The organism is Arthrobacter sp. fls2-241-R2A-200, assembly GCF_030209745.1.
Lineage (GTDB): Bacteria > Actinomycetota > Actinomycetes > Actinomycetales > Micrococcaceae > Arthrobacter.
Genome location: NZ_JARVRJ010000005.1, coordinates 105,586 through 124,515, shown reverse-complemented (window position 1 = coordinate 124,515; position 18,930 = coordinate 105,586). Strand labels below are relative to the sequence as shown.

General features: G+C 62.2%; 18 protein-coding genes. 8 read left to right on the top strand and 10 right to left on the bottom strand.

Translation table 11 applies throughout. The features are described 5' to 3' along the window. Positions 1–8 precede the first annotated feature (8 nt). The 6 genes from pgl to tkt are packed head-to-tail and all read right to left on the bottom strand — an operon-like array spanning position 9 to position 8,223. Positions 9–827 (bottom strand): 6-phosphogluconolactonase, encoded by an 819-nt coding sequence (pgl, locus tag QRN42_RS06135; protein WP_284978387.1) that lies wholly within the window; start codon positions 825–827, stop codon positions 9–11. Further along, entirely contained in the window at positions 817–1,758 is a 942-nt protein-coding gene (locus tag QRN42_RS06130; protein WP_284978386.1) for a glucose-6-phosphate dehydrogenase assembly protein OpcA, read from the bottom strand. The genes pgl and QRN42_RS06130 overlap by 11 nt, the downstream gene beginning before the upstream one ends. After that, positions 1,755–3,311: a glucose-6-phosphate dehydrogenase gene (gene zwf / locus QRN42_RS06125; protein ID WP_284978385.1), complete on the bottom strand. Its 1,557-nt coding sequence runs from the start codon at positions 3,309–3,311 to the stop codon at positions 1,755–1,757. The genes QRN42_RS06130 and zwf overlap by 4 nt, the downstream gene beginning before the upstream one ends. 15 nt (positions 3,312–3,326) lie before the next feature. Continuing rightward, on the bottom strand, positions 3,327–4,958 hold the full coding sequence (locus tag QRN42_RS06120) for a glucose-6-phosphate isomerase (protein ID WP_284978384.1): 1,632 nt from the start codon (positions 4,956–4,958) through the stop codon (positions 3,327–3,329). A gap of 6 nt (positions 4,959–4,964) precedes the next feature. Then, positions 4,965–6,083 (bottom strand): transaldolase, encoded by a 1,119-nt coding sequence (gene tal, locus QRN42_RS06115; RefSeq protein ID WP_284978383.1) that lies wholly within the window; start codon positions 6,081–6,083, stop codon positions 4,965–4,967. 22 nt (positions 6,084–6,105) lie between these two features. Then, entirely contained in the window at positions 6,106–8,223 is a 2,118-nt protein-coding gene (gene tkt / locus QRN42_RS06110) for a transketolase (RefSeq protein WP_284978518.1), read from the bottom strand. A gap of 425 nt (positions 8,224–8,648) precedes the next feature. On the opposite strand from tkt, the gene QRN42_RS06105 reads away from it, so the two are divergent. Then, complete coding sequence (locus tag QRN42_RS06105) at positions 8,649–9,611, top strand: heme o synthase (protein WP_284978382.1); 963 nt, start codon at positions 8,649–8,651, stop codon at positions 9,609–9,611. A 220-nt stretch (positions 9,612–9,831) separates the two neighbouring features. Further along, on the top strand, positions 9,832–9,954 hold the full coding sequence (locus QRN42_RS06100) for a hypothetical protein (RefSeq protein ID WP_284978381.1): 123 nt from the start codon (positions 9,832–9,834) through the stop codon (positions 9,952–9,954). Here QRN42_RS06100 and QRN42_RS06095 read toward each other — a convergent pair. From QRN42_RS06095 to QRN42_RS06085, 3 genes are read right to left on the bottom strand one after another with little or no spacing between them, the layout of a single operon-like run. Next, complete coding sequence (locus QRN42_RS06095) at positions 9,951–10,895, bottom strand: COX15/CtaA family protein (protein ID WP_284978380.1); 945 nt, start codon at positions 10,893–10,895, stop codon at positions 9,951–9,953. The genes QRN42_RS06100 and QRN42_RS06095 overlap by 4 nt on opposite strands. Positions 10,896–10,917: 22 nt before the next feature. Next, positions 10,918–11,682, bottom strand: a complete 765-nt coding sequence (locus tag QRN42_RS06090; RefSeq protein WP_284978379.1) for an ABC transporter permease — start codon at positions 11,680–11,682, stop codon at positions 10,918–10,920. Continuing rightward, complete coding sequence (locus QRN42_RS06085; protein ID WP_284978378.1) at positions 11,679–12,644, bottom strand: ABC transporter ATP-binding protein; 966 nt, start codon at positions 12,642–12,644, stop codon at positions 11,679–11,681. The genes QRN42_RS06090 and QRN42_RS06085 overlap by 4 nt, the downstream gene beginning before the upstream one ends. A 121-nt stretch (positions 12,645–12,765) precedes the next feature. On the opposite strand from QRN42_RS06085, the gene QRN42_RS06080 reads away from it, so the two are divergent. Genes QRN42_RS06080 through QRN42_RS06055 form a run of 6 tightly spaced genes read left to right on the top strand, consistent with a single transcriptional unit; the run spans position 12,766 to position 17,929 of the window. Then, positions 12,766–13,587, top strand: a complete 822-nt coding sequence (locus QRN42_RS06080; RefSeq protein ID WP_410549797.1) for a helix-turn-helix transcriptional regulator — start codon at positions 12,766–12,768, stop codon at positions 13,585–13,587. Next, entirely contained in the window at positions 13,587–15,062 is a 1,476-nt protein-coding gene (gene sufB / locus QRN42_RS06075; RefSeq protein ID WP_284974730.1) for a Fe-S cluster assembly protein SufB, read from the top strand. Before QRN42_RS06080 ends, sufB begins: the two co-directional genes overlap by 1 nt. Positions 15,063–15,064: 2 nt before the next feature. Then, complete coding sequence (gene sufD, locus QRN42_RS06070) at positions 15,065–16,378, top strand: Fe-S cluster assembly protein SufD (protein ID WP_284978377.1); 1,314 nt, start codon at positions 15,065–15,067, stop codon at positions 16,376–16,378. Positions 16,379–16,398: 20 nt separating this feature from the next. After that, on the top strand, positions 16,399–16,755 hold the full coding sequence (locus QRN42_RS06065) for a non-heme iron oxygenase ferredoxin subunit (protein WP_284978376.1): 357 nt from the start codon (positions 16,399–16,401) through the stop codon (positions 16,753–16,755). A gap of 42 nt (positions 16,756–16,797) precedes the next feature. Further along, positions 16,798–17,583, top strand: a complete 786-nt coding sequence (gene sufC, locus QRN42_RS06060; protein WP_284974727.1) for a Fe-S cluster assembly ATPase SufC — start codon at positions 16,798–16,800, stop codon at positions 17,581–17,583. Between the two features lie 13 nt (positions 17,584–17,596). Continuing rightward, entirely contained in the window at positions 17,597–17,929 is a 333-nt protein-coding gene (locus QRN42_RS06055) for a metal-sulfur cluster assembly factor (protein WP_284978375.1), read from the top strand. 62 nt (positions 17,930–17,991) lie between these two features. Here the strand turns inward: QRN42_RS06055 and ypfJ are convergent, their stop codons facing one another. Continuing rightward, a complete protein-coding gene (gene ypfJ / locus QRN42_RS06050; protein WP_284978374.1) occupies positions 17,992–18,897 on the bottom strand; it encodes a KPN_02809 family neutral zinc metallopeptidase in 906 nt (301 codons plus the stop codon). Between the last annotated feature and the right edge of the window lie 33 nt (positions 18,898–18,930).

Here is an 18,930-nt window from a genome sequence, read left to right as displayed (position 1 = left end):
CGTTTTGCTTAGGCGCCTGCCGGATCCTTGCGGACCAACTGCTGGGGGACGCGGGACGCTGCGTTCTCGTCGATGAGCCACAGGGTCCTTGTGCGACCCACGGGACCTGCTGCCGGAACCTGGACGGGGTTGGCGCCAGCCAGCGCCAAGCCAACAGCGCCCGCCTTGTCCTCGCCGGCAACGACCATCCAGATTTCCTGCGCGGTGTTGATGGCGGGGAGCGTCAGTGAAATGCGCGACGGCGGCGGCTTGGGTGAGTTCTCCACCCCGACAACCATCCGATTCTTCTCCCGGATGCCTGCCTGCTCCGGGAAGAGCGAGGCAACGTGCGCGTCCGGGCCTACACCGAGGAGCAGCACATCGAAGCGAGGGAGTTCGCTCGGGGCGTCCGGCCGATCATCGGACATGTCTGCAGCATGCTCTGCTTCCGCTGAGGCTTTCAAGTCGGCAGCATACGCAGCAGCGGCTTGCTCGGAAGTCCCGAAATCATCTGTTGAACCGGGCTGGTGCACGCGGTCCGGGTCTACCGGCAGGTGCGCCAGCAGCGCCTGATGGGCCTGGTAGGTGTTCCTGTCTTCACTGTCAGCGGCGACAAATCGTTCATCCCCCCACCAGAAATTAACCTTGGACCAATCCACCGCGGGTGCTGCCGGAGAGTCTGCTACGGCTTTGAGCGTGCCGATCCCGACGGTTCCACCGGTGAGGACGACGGTCGCCTCCCCATGCTTGTCTTGGACGTCCACCAGCTTGGTGATCAGCCGCGCGGCGATGGCGGCCATGAGGACCTTGGAGTCTGGGTGGATGCTTACTCTTGGCTCAGCGTGCACTGGTCTGGACTCTCCTCTGGCTGGTAAGTGGCAGTCCCATGGTAATCACTTCGCCGAAGACTTCGTCGGGGTCGAGCCTGCGGAGTTCTTCTGCGAGGCAGTCTTTGAGGCTGCGGCGTGGAAGGGTAATCCGTTGCGCGGGCTGTCCGGGCTGGGTCAGTTCCGCTACGGACAGGCCGGGGCGGAAGAGTTGCACGTCGCCGCTGGCACGGGTCAGGCGCACCCTGCGGATGCCGGTGCCGGCTGGGTCGGCCACGATGGTCACGGGGGCTTGTAGCGCCAAGCTAAGCCACGCTGCGAGCAGAAGCGTGCTGGGAGAGTCGGAGGCGCCCTCCACGGCGACGGCGGAGACGGGATCGCCGTCGAACTGGTCGAAGACGGCCGCGAGTTGCATTCGCCAGTTGGTCAGGCGGGTCCACGCGAGGTCGGTGTCTCCTGCCTTGTAGGTGGCCCGGATGTTCTCCAACGCCAGGCGTGGGTCGGGTTCGTTCGCGGAGTCGGTGATCCGGCGGTGTGCGATGCGTCCAATGGACGTTTCGCAGGCGTTTTCCGGGGCGCCGTGAGGCCACCAAGCAACGATCGGCGCGTCGGGCAGCAGCAAGGCAGAGACGAGTGATTCACTTTCGTGTGCCATATGTCCGTGGCCTCGCAAGACGATGACTTCCGAGGCGCCCGCGTCTCCGCCTACCCGGATTTGTGCATCGAGGCGATCCGGACCTTCGGTACCGGCGTCGGCGAGCACGATGATCCGGCAGGGGTGCTCACGGCTGGCCTCGTTGGCGGCCTCGATGGCTTCCTCTTCCAGCCCGGACTTGGTGACCACCACCAGTGTCAGGACACGGCCGAGGGCTATCACACCGCCCTGTTCACGCAAGGACTGGATCTTCTTGGAGATCTTGGAAGTGGTGGTGTCCGGTAGATCTACGATCATGGCCTTCTCCAGGTTCGTCCGTCGCGGGCCAGCAGGGCATCGGCCGAGGCCGGACCCCAACTGCCGGGTGCGTAGGGTTGTGGTTGTTCATCCAGGCCCGCCCAGTATTCCTCGAACGGATCGAGGATCTTCCAGGACAGTTCCACTTCCTGATGCCGTGGAAACAGCGGTGGTTCTCCCAGGAGAACATCAAGGATGAGCCGTTCGTAGGCTTCCGGGCTGGATTCGGTGAAGGAATGGCCGTAACCGAAGTCCATGGTCACGTCACGGACCTCCATCTGCGTACCCGGGACCTTGGAACCGAAGCGGATGGTGGCGCCCTCATCCGGCTGCACACGGATGACCACTGCGTTCTGACCGAAGTCGTCTTCCCCGTGGTCACGGAACAAGAGGTTAGGTGCCCGTTTGAACACCACGGCGATTTCCGTGACGCGGCGGCCCAGTCGCTTGCCGGCACGAAGGTAGAACGGGACGCCGTTCCAGCGGCGGGTGTTGATGTCCACGCGGATGGCCGCGTAGGTCTCCGTCTTGGAGTCGGCCGGGATTCCGTCCTCGTCCAAGTAGCCGAGGACTTCCTCACCGCCCTGCCAGCCACCAGTGAACTGACCACGTGCTGAGTGCGTGGACAGATCATCAGGGAGCTTCACAGCTGCAAGAACCTTTTCCTTCTCAGCCCTCAGGTCACTGGCGTTGAAAGAGATGGGCTCTTCCATCGCCGTCAAGGCCAGCAACTGCAGCAAGTGGTTCTGGATCACGTCACGTGCCGCGCCGACGCCGTCGTAATAACCCGCCCGGCCACCGGTGCCAATGTCCTCGGCCATGGTGATCTGGACGTGGTCCACGTAGTTGGCATTCCACAGTGGTTCGAACAACTGGTTCGCGAAGCGCAGGGCCAGGATGTTCTGGACTGTTTCCTTGCCCAGGTAGTGATCGATCCGGAACACGGCATCGGCCGGGAACACCGATTCGACGATGTCGTTCAGCTGCCGGGCGGACTCGAGGTCGTGCCCGAACGGCTTCTCAATCACCACGCGGCGCCACTGCCCGGGCTTGCCTTCGGCCAGCCCGTGTTTGGAGAGCTGACGGCAGACTTGCTCGAACGCCTTGGGCGGGATGGACAGGTAGAAGCCATGGTTGCCCCGGGTTCCGCGCGTCTCGTCCAGCTCGTCCAGAACGTCGCCCAAGCGCTCGAAAGCGTCGTCGTCGTCGAACTCGCCTTGGACGAAGCGGATACCGGAAGCAAGCTGCTCCCAGACGCCGTCGTCGAACTTTGTCCTGGCGTTGGCCTTGACGTTCTCTTTAACCTCGGCGGCGAAATCAGCGTTGTCCCAATCGCGCCTGCCAAACCCCACCAAAGCGAAGCTTGGCGGCAGGAGGCCACGGTTGGCGAGGTCATACACCGCGGGCATCAGTTTTTTACGGGCAAGGTCCCCGGTGACTCCAAAGAACACCAAGGACGAAGGCCCCGCAATGCGGTTCAGGCGCCGGTCCCGCGGGTCCCGGAGAGGATTGCGTGGGGGAGTGTTCTTCCGGCCGTTTTCAGATTCTGGCATGTTTGGTTCTAAGCCTTAGCTTCCGATTTCGCTGGCCTGGCCGGCCAGAGCAGCGACGACTTCCTGGAGTTGGGCCACGCCAGCGGCACGCTCAGTGAGGTGCAGCCGCAGGACGGGGCGGCCATGACCCTCCAGGACTTGGGCATCACCGGAGGCCTGGGCCGCAATGAGCTGCCCGAAGGTAAACGGACGCTCCGGGATCTCGAGATCCTTGGACGAGGCCGCGGTGACCTGCAGGAAGACGCCGATGGCGGGCCCCCCCTTGTGGAACTGCCCAGTGGAGTGGAGGAACCTGGGGCCCCAACCAAACGTCACCGGACGTCCCGTCACAGCCGCGAGCTCATCGCGGATCCCGGCAAGCGGCGCGTGGGAAATACGGTCAAGGTAGGCCTGAACACTGAGATAGCCGTCGGAACCCAGTTGTCCAAGGAGCGCCTGCACCGCCCCGGACACCGTCGATGCGGAACCGAGCCAGTCACCTCCGCGAACTTCCACGGCACCATCGGTGAAGGCAGCCGGAGTCGGCTCGGGGCGTGCGTCCAGCAAGCCGCGGGCGGCTACCTTCGCAGCCTCGACGTCGGGCTGATCGAACGGATTGATGGCCAGAAGGCGACCGGCAACCGCAGTTGCGAATTCCCAGAGGAACATCTGCGACGCCAGTCCACCAGCGATCGCTACTTCATTCTCGCGAAGTTCGACGTCGGCTTCCGCGCCCACGAGTCGCACCACCAAGACATCCGAGGCGCCGCCGAGGGCTTCAGGCGAGTCCGGACCGGCGACTACCGGGAGCAGGCCGGTGCCGAGCTTGCCCGTGGACTCAGCTATAAGCTGTTCTGCCCAATCAGCGAATCCAACGATTCCGGAGCCGTCCTCGGCGATGACGATCTTGTTGCGCAGCGGCGTGGTCCCGCCGAGTGCACTGCCCAAGGCGAGACCGATGTTGTCTGCCGAATCCTCATTGAGGATCTCCGCAGCTTCCTCAGCCTCGTCCAGGAACGCCTGAATATCCACACCGGCCAGTCCGCAGGGCACGAGGCCGAATGCGGTGAGTGCCGAGAAGCGGCCGCCGACATGAGGGTCAGCGTTGAACACCGCACGGTAGCCTGCCTCGCGGGAGGCTTTGTCCAAGGGAGACCCTGGATCGGTGACAATGACGATCCGGCTCTTGGCATCGATCCCGGCGTCGTTGAACGCTTTCTCGAAGACCCGCCGCTGGGAGTCGGTTTCAACCGTGGAGCCGGACTTGGACGAAACGACAATGGCCGTTTCCGCCAATCGGTCCGCCACAGCAGCACTGACCTGTTCAGGATCCGTGCTGTCCAGGACAGTCAGCTCGACGCCGGCGGTACCGGCAATGACCTCCGGAGCCAGTGAAGAGCCTCCCATGCCGCACAGGACAATGCGGGAGACTCCCTCGGCGCGGAGGGCATCACGAAGTTCCACGATTCCGTCAACCAAAGACTGGGACACGGTGGGAGCTTCCACCCAGCCGAGTCGAATTGCTGACTCGGATTCCGCGTCAGGACCCCACAGGGTGTGGTCCTTGGCAAAAATCCGGGTAGCAATCCTGTCTTCGACCAGGCCGTCGATGTGCTGCGCGATGGCCTGCTGGGCGGCACCGCTGGCGTCGTAGCTGATTGTGCTCATAGTGGGTTAGGAAGCCTTCCGTGCGTTGACCAGTGCACCTTCGACGTCGGCGAGGAGTTCCTTCCATGCGCCGACGAACTTATCGAGGCCCTCGGTCTCGAGCAGCTTGACGACGTCGTTGTAGGAGACGCCGAGCGTTTCGAGGGCATTGAGTGTCTCGTTGGCCTCATCATAGGTGCCGGTAATCGTGTCACCAGTGACTTCGCCGTGATCGAACGTCGCGTCCAAGGTCTTCTCAGGCATGGTGTTGACAACGCCGGCAGCCACAAGCTGCGTCACGTAGAGAGTGTCCGGGTAGGCGGGGTCTTTCACACCGGTGGAGGCCCACAGCGGGCGCTGGGGGAGGGCGCCGGCCTCGGCCAGTACCGCCCACCGCTCCGTGGAGAAGAGTTCCTCGTAGACCTGGTAGGCCAGGCGCGCGTTCGCAACGCCGGCTTTGCCCTTCAAAGCCTTGGCTTCATCAGTGCCGATAGCGTCCAGCCGCTTGTCGATTTCGGTGTCGACCCGGGAGACAAAGAAAGAAGCCACGGAGTGGATCTTGGCGAGGTCGTGGCCGTTTTCCTTGGCCTTCTCGAGACCGGTCTGGAAAGCGTTGATAACCGCGCGGTAGCGCTCCAGGGAGAAGATCAGGGTCACGTTCACGCTGATGCCCTCGGCCAGGGTGGCGGTGATTGCTTCAAGGCCCTCAAGGGTGGCAGGGATCTTGATGTGGACGTTGTCCTTGTTAACCCGTGCGTGCAGCTTCTTGGCCTCGGTGATGGTTCCGGCCGTGTCCCACGCCAGGCGGGGGTCCACCTCAATGGACACGCGTCCATCGACGCCGTTCGTGGCAGCCGCGACCGGGGCGAAAAGATCGCAGGCGTCAGCAACGTCCGTGGTGGTGATCTCAAAGATCGTGTCCTCAACGCTGGCACCGGCCGCAGCCTTCTTGGCGATGGTGTCGTCGTAGTCGGTGCCAGTGGTGATGGCTGCGTGGAAGATGGACGGGTTGGTGGTTACACCCACCACGTTCTTCTCATCGATGAGTTTCTGGAGTGTGCCGGTGTCGAGGCGACCACGGGAGAGATCGTCAAGCCAGATCGAAACGCCGGCGTCGGAGAGCTTCTGTGTGGGAGTGGTAGTCATGTGTTTCTCCTTTTTGGGGGTCTCAGGCCGTCAAGCCGGAGAGGGAGTCTTTGGCAGCGGCAGCAACGGCGTCGGCGGTAATGCCGAATTCCTGGAAAAGCCGCTTGTAGTCAGCCGATGCACCGAAGTGCTCCAATGAAATGGAACGGCCCGAATCTCCAACGAATTCCCTCCAGCCCAGTGCCAGGCCGGCTTCCACCGAAACCCTGGCCTTCACAGCTGCCGGGAGCACCGACTCGCGGTAGGCGTCATCCTGCCTCTTGAACCATTCGACACAGGGCATGGACACAACGCGGGTTGGGATGCCTTCAGCTTGGAGTGCCTCCCGGGCCTGGACAGCAAGCTGCACTTCCGAGCCGGTACCGATCAGGATGACCTCAGCCTGGACAGTTGCGCCGTCTTTCGAGGCTTCAGCAAGGACGTAGCCGCCCTTCGCAACGCCTGCCGCGGTGCCGAAGCTGTCGCCGTCGGCAACGCCCTCGCCACGGGCGTAGGTGGGGATGTTCTGGCGCGTGAGCACGATGCCGGCAGGGTTCTCATGGTTCTCGAGCATGACCTTCCACGCTGCTGAGACCTCATTCGCGTCTCCAGGACGGACCACGTCCAGGCCAGGAACGGCGCGCAGCGATGCAAGCTGCTCCACTGGCTGGTGGGTGGGTCCGTCTTCGCCCAAACCGATGGAGTCGTGTGTCCAGACGTACAAGGACGGTACACCCATCAGCGCGCCGAGGCGGATCGCCGGCCGCTGGTAATCGGAGAAGATCAGGAACGTACCGGAGAAAGCCCGGGTGCGGCCGTGGAGGGAGATGCCGTTCACGATTGCCGCAGCCGCGTGCTCGCGAATACCGAAGTGCAGTACGCGGCCGTAGGGGTTTCCCTTCCAGGCTGCGGTGGAGCGCGAGTCGGGGATGAACGACGGCGAGCCCTCGATAGTGGTGTTGTTGGACTCGGCAAGGTCAGCCGAACCGCCCCAGAGCTCGGGCAGCAACGGTGCAATGGCGTTGAGCACCTTGCCGGAGGCTACACGCGTGGAGACCTCCTTGCCGGCTTCGAAGACGGGCAGTGCTGCGTCGATACCGACCGGAAGCTTCTTGGCCTCCACACGCTCGAGCAACGAGGCACCGTCCGGGTTGGAGGACTGCCATGCTTCGAATGACTCCTGCCAGGCCGCGCGGGCCTCGGCGCCGCGGTCCAAGACCTTACGCGTGTGGGAAAGGACTTCGGGGTCCACATCGAAGGACTTCTCCGGGTCGAAGCCGAGGGCGGTCTTCAGTGCTGCGACTTCCTCGGCGCCAAGGGCGGAGCCATGGATCTTGCCCGTGTTCTGCTTTTTGGGAGCCGGGTAGCCAATGATGGTCCGCAAGGAAATGATGGAGGGCTTGGTGGTCTCTGCCTTGGCCGCCTGCAAAGCGGAGTAGAGCTCCTGGACGTCTTCGACGTAATTGCCGGTCTTGGTCCAGTCCACGCGCTGGGTGTGCCAGCCATAGGCTTCGTAGCGCTTGAGGACGTCCTCGGTGAACGCGATATCGGTGTCGTCCTCGATGGAGATGTGGTTCTCGTCGTAAACCACCACGAGGTTGCCCAGCTCCTGGTGCCCGGCCAGCGAGGAAGCCTCGGAGGTGATGCCCTCTTGCATGTCCCCGTCGGAGGCGATGACCCAGATGGTGTGGTCGAACGGCGACTCGCCGGCGGGAGCGTCGGCGTCGAACAGGCCACGCTGGCGGCGCTGGGAGTAGGCGAAGCCAACAGCCGTGGCCAGGCCCTGGCCCAACGGGCCGGTGGTGATTTCCACACCGGCAGTGTGCTTGTACTCGGGATGGCCCGGGGTCAGCGAGCCCCACGTGCGGAGAGCTTCAAGGTCCTTCAGTTCCAAACCGTAACCGGAGAGGAACAGCTGGATGTAAAGCGTGAGGGAGGTGTGGCCGGGGGACAGGACAAAACGGTCCCGCCCCAGCCAGTCCGGGTTCTTCGGGTCATGACGCATCAGCTTCTGGAACAGCAGGTATGCTGCCGGAGCCAAACTCATTGCCGTTCCGGGGTGGCCGTTACCGACCTTCTCCACGGCATCGGCGGCCAACACGCGAATGGTGTCAACTGCCTTCTGGTCCAGATCCGTCCATGACAGTTGTTGCTCTTCCAAATGTGGCACGAAAACCGAGCCCCTTTCTGTGCTGACGGCAAGTTGAGGACACGGCGCGCAGGAAGCTCAGGATGGCGCCCGCTGCAATGTTTCTACCAGCCGTTCACCATTGAAACGTTGATCTCTCATCCAGACGCACGGACATCTGAGAATACGGTTTCCCGGACAGTCGACGTGTGTGCTGATCTGCTCACAGCTTAGCCCTAAATAGGCCACGGCAGTCTGGAATCCCACGTACTGGACAGAAATTTGCCTTATATGAATCACAAGGCTCGCTCGCAGGAAGTGAAGTTTCGGAAACATTCACGGTTTTTCGCGGACACCGGTGCACCTGCAGCCACGGTATGATATCTGAAGGCCGCCAGCGGTTCATGCGCCCGCATTTCAGGGACTGCCGCTGTGAGAACCCCAGAGCATAGAACAGAGTGACTGCCGCTGTGAGCACAACCGATACGCCCCTTAACGCGTCCCCGGCCCGGGGAGGCATGGGAATGTCCCGCAAGTTCAAGGCGTATCTGGCTCTCACGAAACCGCGCGTCATTGAGCTGCTCCTGGTCAGCACCCTCCCCACCATGATTTTCGCCCAGCGCGGGTTCCCTTCCATCGGCCTGATCCTCGCGACACTGGTCGGTGGTGCTTTCGCCGCTGGAAGTGCCGGTGTTTTCAACTGCTACATTGACCGCGACATCGACAAACTGATGCACCGCACGGAGAAGCGCCCGCTCGTCACGGGTGAGGTCACCCCCCGCGAAGCGCTCGTGTTCGCCTGGATCTTGGGGGCCGCATCGATCGCCATCTTGTGGTTCGGCGCCAATCCGCTGTCCGCATGGCTTGGGCTCGCTGCGATTGTTTTCTACGTGGTCATCTACACGATGATCCTCAAGCGCCGCACTGCCCAGAACATCGTGTGGGGCGGGGCCGCAGGTTGCTTCCCGGTTCTGATTGCGTGGGCCGCGGTGACCAACACCGTTCAGTGGCCGGCTTTCGTTCTGTTCATGGTCATCTTCCTGTGGACGCCCCCGCATTACTGGCCCTTGTCCATGCGCTACGGCGAGGACTACCGCAACGCCAACGTGCCTATGCTTGGCGCGATTGCCGGCGCCAAAGTGGTCTCGGTTCAGGTGGTCCTGTATGCCTGGGCCATGGTTGCCTGCTCGCTGTTGTTGATCCCGGTGGGTGGCGCGGGCTGGGTGTACAGCGTCGTGGCCGTCTTGGCCGGTGCATGGTTCCTGTACGAAAGCCACGCCCTGTACAAGAGGGCCCAGGGCGGCGACATGTCCAACAAGGGCGCCATGAAGGTCTTCCACGGCTCCATCAGCTACCTGACACTTCTGTTCATCGCCTTGGCAGTGGACCCGTTCATCGGCTTCCCTATCATCGGCGGCTAGGCACTCCAAGAGCTTTCCAGATAAAGGCTCGACGCCGGTACTCAAGTGAGTTCCGGCGTCGAGCCTTTTTCGTTCACTGACAACGAAGCCGCCCGTCTCAGCCGCGAACCGCTAAAGCCACCACCCCCTAGTCGGACTCCGACAACACCCATTTCGAAGCCCGCAGAGTACTCAGCCGCAAAATCAACGATGATCCGCGGCGGCTGAAGGTTGGTCGCCGGTGATTCCCGGGTACGCAACCCTCCTGGGCATCGGCGCAGGCCTGTTGAGCGGCACGCTGTCGGCGGCCTATCCCGCAGTGGCGGCGTCCCGGGCCGATCCCGCCCAGTTGATCCGCGGCTAGCGGCGCGGGCTATGCGTCGCGAGGTCAGCAGCGTTCGTAGACGCAATCATCAAGAGCGCAGCGCCCAGCATGTGGGTGCCCACGAGCAGGGCCGGAATCCCGTTGTAGTACTGGGTGAAGCCAATGACGGCCTGCAGGACCGTGACAGCGAGCAACAGGTATGTCGCGGTGCGGAACGGGCCGGTGATCTTGCGCCGAAGCACGAGGTACAGCGCGAAAAGGCTTCCTGCGGTAATGAGGTATGCGGGAATCGCATGCAGATGCGACACGAGGTCCCAATCGAGGTCATTGCGGGGCGCATTGGCGTCCCCGGCATGCGGCCCGGCGCCAGTCACGATGACGCCGAGCATCACGGCGATGGCGGAACAAACAGCCACGGCCACCATGACCGGCCGCGCCACACCGGGCAAATCAACGAGCAAACGGTTTTTGAACCGCCCCGTCCGTCCATAGGCCCGATTGACCAGGAGCGTAGAGATGACCACCAGGGCCATCGACACCAGGAAGTGCAGGCCCACCACCCAGGGGTTGAGGTTGGACAACACCGTAATCCCGCCGATGATCGCTTGGGCAGGGATGCTGGCCAAGAGCCCAAGGGCGAGGAGGAAAAGGTCCCTGCGCTCCTTGCGGAGCTTCCACAAGTACACCAACAGGAAGACGGCGACGGCGGCCAGCGCGAAGGTCAGTAGCCTGTTGCCGAATTCGATGAAGCCGTGGATACCCATCTCAGGTGTGTTGACCAGGGAATTGTTGGTGCAACGGGGCCAGGTAGGGCAGCCCAAGCCTGAGGACGTGAGGCGCACTGCCCCTCCTGTCACCACAAGCACGGTTTGTCCGATCAGTGACAGCAGGGCCAGGCGCCGGACGGCAGAATTGACTTCCGTGGGCAATTTGGACGCTAGCCGCTGAACGGTTCTGGGGAATCGCGATGCCGTGGTCACAGTTTTCTCAATTCTGAAATCGTTAGTTCCACTTGAACCAGCGGATGGCTGCGGCGCCGGCAAGCACCGTCCACAGCAGCAGGGTGAGTACGGCGGAGAGGGGTGCTGCGCCGGAGAGGAAGGAATCCCGGAGAGCCAGGCCCAACGCCCCGGACGGCAGGAAGTGGACAATGTCCTGGGTCAGGGGTGGAAGCCGTTCGGCCGGCACCACGATGCCGCCCAGTGCCCCCAAAAGGATCCATAGAAGGTTGGTAATTGCGAGTGTTGCCTCGGGTCTTACAGTTCCGGCAACGAGCAACCCCAGCGCGGTGAACGCGGCCGCGCCGAGCACCAACACGCACATACCTGGAAGCCAGCCGTCCAGGCGGGGGTGCCAGCCCAGCATGCCTGCAACGCTTCCCACGATCACAACCTGCAGGAAGAGCACCGCGAGGACCGCAAGAATCTTGCCCGCAATGAGGCCGCCCCTGCCGAGCGGAGTGGTGGACAGGAAACGGAGGACGCCATAGCGCCGATCAAATCCGGTGGCGATGCCTTGTCCCGTGAAAGCTGTGGACATTGCGCAAAGCGCGAGTATTCCGGGGGTGGCGATGTCAACCCGTGAGGCACCCAGTCCGTCCAGCAGCGGCGTCACCGCAAGGCCTACCAGCGCCATCAGGGGCAGGACAATGGCCAGGATCAACTGCTCGCCATTGCGCAGCATGGTGACGGTTTCGTATCGGCCTTGCTGGAGAATTCTTCGCAGGAGCGAAGCGGGCCCGGCGTTTGGAGAAAGTAGCTTGCTCATCGGAGGTCCCTTCCGGAAATGTCCAGGAACACGTCTTCAAGGCTGCGGGCCTCAAGGCGCAGTGATGCGGGCATGATGTTCCGTTCGGCCAGCGATGCCATCAATGTCGCCAAGTCAGTTGGCGTCAGGACGCCCTTCAGCGAGTAGCTTCCCGGGCGGGACTCGGCCACCTCAAGGCCGGCCCTGAGCACTGTGGAGAAGTCCAAACCGGCTACGGCGTCGAAATACAGCGTGCGATCGGTGACGCCCGTGTCTGCGGAGTGGTCGTGCTGCAGGAGCTCGGCCACCGTTCCCTCGGCAACGTTGTGTCCACCGTCGATGATGTAGACATAATCGGCGAGGCGTTCGGCGTCGTCCATCAAATGGGTGGTGAGGACGATGCCCATGCCTGCGTCGCGAAGCTCGGCGATCAGGTCAAACACCATCTGCCGCGACTGCGGGTCCAAACCGGCGCTGGGTTCGTCGAGAAACAGGATCTCGGGATTTCCTACCAGGGCCGCGGCCAGGGCCAACCGCTGCTTCTGTCCACCGGAGAGCCGGCGGACGCTGGTTTTGCTGAATTGGGAGATGCCGAGCCGGTCAACCAGGGCGTCGACGTCCATTGGGCGTTGGTACATTCCCGCCACGTGGCGCAGCAGGGGAATGGGACGGGCCGACGGCGGGAGGCCGCCGTCCTGGAGCATGACCCCAACGCGGGACCGGAGCTCAGCTCCAGCACTGTCAGGATCGGCACCAAGAAGGGAAATGGAACCACCGGTCCGTTTTTGGACGCCTTGGGCGCATTCAAGCGTGGTGGTTTTGCCAGCGCCGTTGGCTCCCAAAAGCGCTGTCACCTGGCCGCGCTCGGCCACCAAGGACAGCCCACTGACCACCCGCAGCATTTTGCCGTCAAGGGAGGCCAGGGGTCCAACATCCTTAATGAGTCCGTCAATGGTGAGGACAGGGGATTCGGGGGATCGCACCAAAGTATTCTACGCGAAGTAGTAGGGTCACATTGTGCGGACAGGCTCCCCGCAGAGCAAGGTCAGTCTTGCCTTACTGGAGCTCGGAAACAAATTACGACATGATTATGTTGTGTATTCCATGAGCAGTCCACTATCCATGCCCTCCAAGCGGCATGCTGCAGCACCGGAGGCAGCTGTGTCTTCGCCCGTGCTGCCGGACGCGGAAGAACGCACCAAAGACCGCGTCCTGAGTGCCGTGCTTGAAAATGGCCCCGTGAGCGCCGCTGAACTCGGAGATCTTCTCGGATTTACACCGGCCGCTGTCCGCCGCCACCTCGATCACCTTGAACGCAGCGGTGTCATCGAGGTCAAGCGGGTGGCCCGGGCGGGTTCGGGCGCCGGTCGGCCGGCCAGGCGATACGTCCTCAGTTCCCGGGGACAGTCCAAACTCGGTGACGACTACCTGAACATTGCCAGCTCGGCCCTCAGGCGGCTGCAGGACATTGCCGGTACGGAAGCCGTCCGGGAATACGCCGAGGAGCGGTTTGCGGAGCTGGAACAGCGCTACGCGCCGGAGGTGGAGGCTGCAGGGGAGGACATCACATCCCGCGCCAACGCGTTGTCCCAAGCGCTCAGCCGGGATGGCTACGTCGCCTCCGCCCACTCCATAGAGGCCAAAGCCCCGCTGCCCGCAGCATTGTCCAGCGTCCAGTTATGCCAGGGCCACTGTCCCATCCAGCAGCTGGCCGCTGAGTTCCCGGTGTTCTGTGACGCTGAGACCAAGGCGTTTTCCCGGCTGGTCGGAGTAGACGTCCGCCGGCTCTCCACGCTCGCCCAAGGCGGCCACGTGTGCACCACCCACATACCTACCGGGCGCTTGGCTGCCAGGGTGCCCCTCGGCACCGCCGTGCAGCCCAGCAACCCGTACCAGGAATCCAACAACCAGCAAGAAAGGCCGTAATGACGGGTCAAATAGCTGAAGGAACAGCAGCGCAAGCGATTGCTGACGGCACCGTGATCTCGGAGATTCTGGAGAAGAATCCCGAGCTGCACGGTATCGGAAACTACGAGTACGGTTGGGCGGACAAGAACGACGTCGGGGCAAATGCCCGGCGTGGCCTCAACGAGGACGTCGTCCGTGACATCTCCTCGAAGAAGAGCGAGCCCGAGTGGATGCTCGATTTGCGCCTTAAGGGCCTGAAGTACTTTGACCGGAAGCCCATGCCCACGTGGGGCGCGGACCTTTCCGGCATTGATTTCGACAACATCAAGTACTTCGTGCGTTCCACCGAGAAGCAGGCAGCAACGTGGGAAGACCTGCCGGAGGACATCCGAAACACGTACGAGAAGCTTGGCATTCCGGAAGCTGAGCGCAGCCGCTTGGTCTCGGGTGTCGCAGCGCAGTACGAATCGGAGGTCGTCTACCACCAGATCCGCGAGGACCTCGAAGCCCAGGGCGTCATCTTCCTGGACACCGACACCGCGTTGAGGGAACACCCGGAGATCTTCCAGGAGTACTTCGGCACCATCATTCCGGTTGGTGACAACAAGTTCGCGTCCTTGAACACGGCAGTTTGGTCCGGCGGCTCGTTCGTGTACGTGCCCAAGGGTGTACACGTGGACATCCCGCTGCAGGCCTACTTCCGTATCAACACCGAGAACATGGGCCAGTTCGAACGTACGCTGATCATCGCCGATGAAGATTCCTACGTTCACTACATCGAGGGCTGCACGGCTCCGATCTACACCTCCGACTCCTTGCACTCGGCCGTTGTGGAAATCATTGTGAAGAAGGGCGCCCGCGTCCGCTACACCACCATCCAGAACTGGTCCACCAACGTGTACAACCTGGTGACCAAGCGCGCCATCTGCGAAGAGGGCGCCACCATGGAGTGGATCGATGGAAACATCGGTTCCAAGGTGACCATGAAGTACCCGGCCGTCTACCTGGTGGGAGAACACGCCAAGGGTGAGACCTTGTCCATCGCTTTCGCCGGTGAGGGCCAGCACCAGGACACGGGTTCAAAGATGGTGCACATCGCGCCGAACACCAAGAGCTCCATCATTTCCAAATCTGTGGCCCGCGGCGGTGGCCGCGCGGCCTACCGTGGTTTGGTCCAGGTCCGCGAAGGCGCCAAGCACTCGGCCAACACCGTGCGCTGTGACGCCCTCCTGGTGGACACCATCTCCCGGTCGGACACATATCCCTACATCGATATCCGCGAGGATGACGTCGTCATGGGTCACGAGGCGACTGTTTCCCGCGTCAGTGAAGAGCAGCTCTTCTATCTGATGTCCCGCGGCATGCCTGAGGACGAGGCCATGGCCATGATCGTGCGCGGCTTCATCGAGCCGATCGCCCGTGAGCTTCCCATGGAATACGCCCTTGAGTTGAACCGCTTGATCGAACTGCAGATGGAAGGGTCCGTCGGTTAATAATGACTGATATCACTACTGAAAAAGCGCGCATCGGCGCTCCCTCGGCCCAGCCGTTCATCAACGGCTTCACCGAGGAAGGCGAGAACCTTTCGCCCGTAAACACCGGAACCAACACCAGCACGACGTCGGAGCAGCCTTCCGCTGGTCCGCTCGCTGGCGCTTCCGCCAAGAGCCATTCGCACGGTGGCGGAGTCGGCGTGCCGGACAGCTCCCGTGCCGGCCGTCTCACCTCCTACAAAGTGGCTGACTTCAAGCCACTGAACGGCCTCGAGGAAGACTGGCGCTTCACACCCCTGAAGCGCTTGCGGGGCCTCCACACCGAGGTCCTCAACGGCGTAGCTCCGGCCGTCAGCGTCACGGCACCGGCCGGCGTCGTGGTTGAAACCGTTGGCCGGGATGACAAGCGGATCGGGCAGGCAGCGATCCCGGAGGACCGCGTTTCCGCTAACGCGTGGGAAAACTTCGCAGAAGCCACCGTGGTCACCATTCCCGCGGAGTTGCAGGCTGAGGGCGAGGTCACTGTCTTGGTGACCGGTACCCTCGAGTCGCCGGCGGCCCAGCACATTGTGATCGTGGCGGAGCGCTTCTCCAAGGCCGTCGTTGTCCTGGACCACCAGGGCACGGCTGTACTTTCGCAGAACGTTGAAATCCTCGTCGAAGACGGTGCCGAACTCACGGTAGTTTCGTTGCAGGAATGGGCTGACAACGCCGTCCATGCATCGGCCCAGCAAGCCAAGATCGGCCGCGATGCCAAGCTCAAGCACATCGTGGTGAGCTTGGGTGGAGACCTTGTCCGCATCACGCCGTCCACCCGCTTTACTGCGCCCGGCGCCGACGTCGAAATGTTTGGCCTGTACTTCGCTGATGCAGGGCAGCACCTGGAGCAGCGGCTCTTCGTTGACCATGCGGTGGCCAACTGCAAGTCACGCGTTCTCTACAAGGGTGCCCTTCAAGGCCGCAACGCGCACACTGTGTGGGTAGGCGACGTCCTGATCCGTAAGGAAGCCGAAGGCACAGACACGTACGAGGCCAACCGGAACCTGGTGCTGACCGATGGCGCGCGCGCTGACTCGGTGCCCAACCTCGAAATCGAAACCGGCCTGATCGAAGGCGCCGGCCATGCCAGTGCCACCGGCCGGTTCGACGACGAGCACCTGTTCTACCTGATGGCCCGCGGCATTCCCGAAAAGGTTGCCCGTCGTTTGGTGGTCCGTGGCTTCCTCAACGAAATCATCCAGCAGATCAAGGTTCCGGCCATCGAAGATCGCCTCACCGCAGCCGTAGAGCGCGAGCTCGCCGCGACGGACAACTGAAACAGTCAGGTACAAGGACAATGAGCGAAGAATCCAAGGGCGAGCTGGTATGCAACGCCAATGACATCCAGGTCAAGCAGGCGCTGCGAGTTCTCATCGATGACTACCCCGTAGCTATCGTGAAGGACTCCATGGGTGAAATCCATGCGATCGCCGATACTTGCTCGCACGCGGACATCTCACTGTCCGAAGGTGAAGTTGAAGGCTGCGCCATCGAATGCTGGGGACATGGTTCACAGTTCGATCTGCGCAGCGGACAACCCCTCCAGCTCCCTGCCTATGACCCCGTCGCCGTATTTGCCGTCACTCTTGATGGCGACGACGTCTATGTGGATGTCACCAACGTTGTGAACGGCGCTTCGGTAGATCACTACTGAGCGCCCAGTATCGCCAGACTTACGAACGGAAGAAAGAAGAGCATGTCTACTCTTGAAATCAAGGATCTGCACGTCAGCATCGAGACGGAGCAGGGCACCAAGGAAATCCTGAAGGGCGTCAGCCTGACCATCAGGACCGGCGAGACCCACGCCATCATGGGGCCCAACGGCTCCGGCAAGTCCACCTTGGCCTCCACCATCGCCGGACACCCCCGTTACAACGTCACCAGCGGAACCATCACGTTGGACGGCGAAGACGTCCTCGCGATGAGCGTCGACCAGCGCGCCCGCGCAGGCGTTTTCCTGGCCATGCAGTACCCGGTGGAAGTTCCCGGCGTCACCATGACCAACTTCCTGCGCACCGCCAAGACCGCCATCGACGGCGAAGCGCCGGCACTGCGTACCTGGACCAAGGATGTCAAAGCTGCCATGCAGCAGCTTCGCATTGACGCCGACTTTGCCCAGCGCAACGTCAACGAAGGCTTCTCCGGTGGCGAGAAGAAGCGTGTTGAGATCCTTCAGCTCGAGCTCTTCAAGCCCAAGTTCGCCATCCTCGATGAGACCGACTCCGGCCTCGACGTCGACGCGCTCAAGGTCGTTTCCGAAGGCGTCAACCGAGCACATGCAGAGGGCAACATGGGCACTCTGCTCATCACCCACTACACCCGGATCTTGCGCTACATCAAGCCGGAATTCGTCCACGTTTTCGTTGACGGCAAGGTTGTTGAAGAGGGCGGCCCCGAGCTTGCGGACCGCCTTGAAGAAGAGGGCTACGACCGTTACGCCCCGGGTGCGGGCGTAGCTGTTGCCCCTGCTGTGCAGGCCTAGTTAGGATCCCCTTATGACCGAAATCAAAGCCGCGCGCACCAGCCTCGAGGATGTCGAGGAAGCGCTCAAGGACGTGATTGACCCTGAATTAGGGGTCAATGTTGTGGACTTGGGCCTTCTTTACGGGCTGAAATACTCCGAGGAGGATGGTGCCCTCCTGATCGACATGACGCTGACGACGGCGGCTTGCCCCCTTACCGATGTGCTTGAAGAGCAAGTGGGCAAATCGTTGGACGGTGTGGTCGATGAGTGGCGACTGAATTGGGTGTGGATGCCGCCTTGGGGTCCCGAGCGGATTACCGACGACGGCAAGGACCAGATGCGGGCCCTCGGCTTCAACATCTGATTACTTCACAAAAAATGGTTCCAGGCATGATGCCTGGAACCATTTTTGTGCCTCCCGGTAGGCTACGGCGTTGCCACACCGAAGGTGTCGCATTTATTGATGTCACCGGTGGTGTAGCCCTGATAGAACCACTTCTGCCGTTGTGCACTGGAGCCGTGGGTCCAGGACTCGGGGGAGACCCTGCCGGTTGCGGCCTTTTGGATACGGTCATCGCCCACGGCGGACGCGGCGGACAGTGCGTCCTTCACGTCTTGTTGGGTCACCGGATCCAAGAAAGGCTTCCCGGTTGCCGGATCCTTCTGGGTTGCGGCATGCTCAACCCAAATCCCGGCGAAGCAATCGGCTTGGAGTTCCACGCGGACGCTGCCTGACGCCGGTCCTTGCGGGTCTTGCTGAGCCTTGTCCAAAGTGCCGATGAGGCTTTGAACGTGGTGCCCAAACTCGTGGGCAACAACGTACTCTTGGGCGAGCGGTCCGCCCGAGGAGCCGAATCGCGTGACCAGTTCATCGAAGAAACCAGGATCGAAATACGCGGTTGAGTCGGCCGGGCAGTAAAACGGACCGACATCCGTGGTGGCCTGCCCGCAGCCCGTGGTGGTTGCCTGGCTAAAGATGACAGCCTTCGGCCGCGGATACTTCACGTTGTAGTCAGCCAGGTAGGCGGGCCAGAAGGCGTTCAGGCTGTTCACGGTTCCCGTGATCCTACAGTCCAGCCTCTTATCGGCATCCGCCCCGGTTTTACACTGTTGCAGTGCCGTACCGGAGCTACCGGCGTCGATGGCCGGTGGCTGGCTTCCCGTCCCTGACAGGTCTCCGAGGATGTTCGTGTTGAAGCCCAGTAAGGCAAGAATGATGACGACAATCCCGCCGCCTATCCCACCACCGATCTTGGTTCCGCGGCCCATTCCGCCGCCACGTCGGTCTTCCACTTGGGAGGGGTCAAGTTGTGCACCGTCATTGAAGCTCATACAGCCACAATAGACGTCACTTTCAGTGTTGAA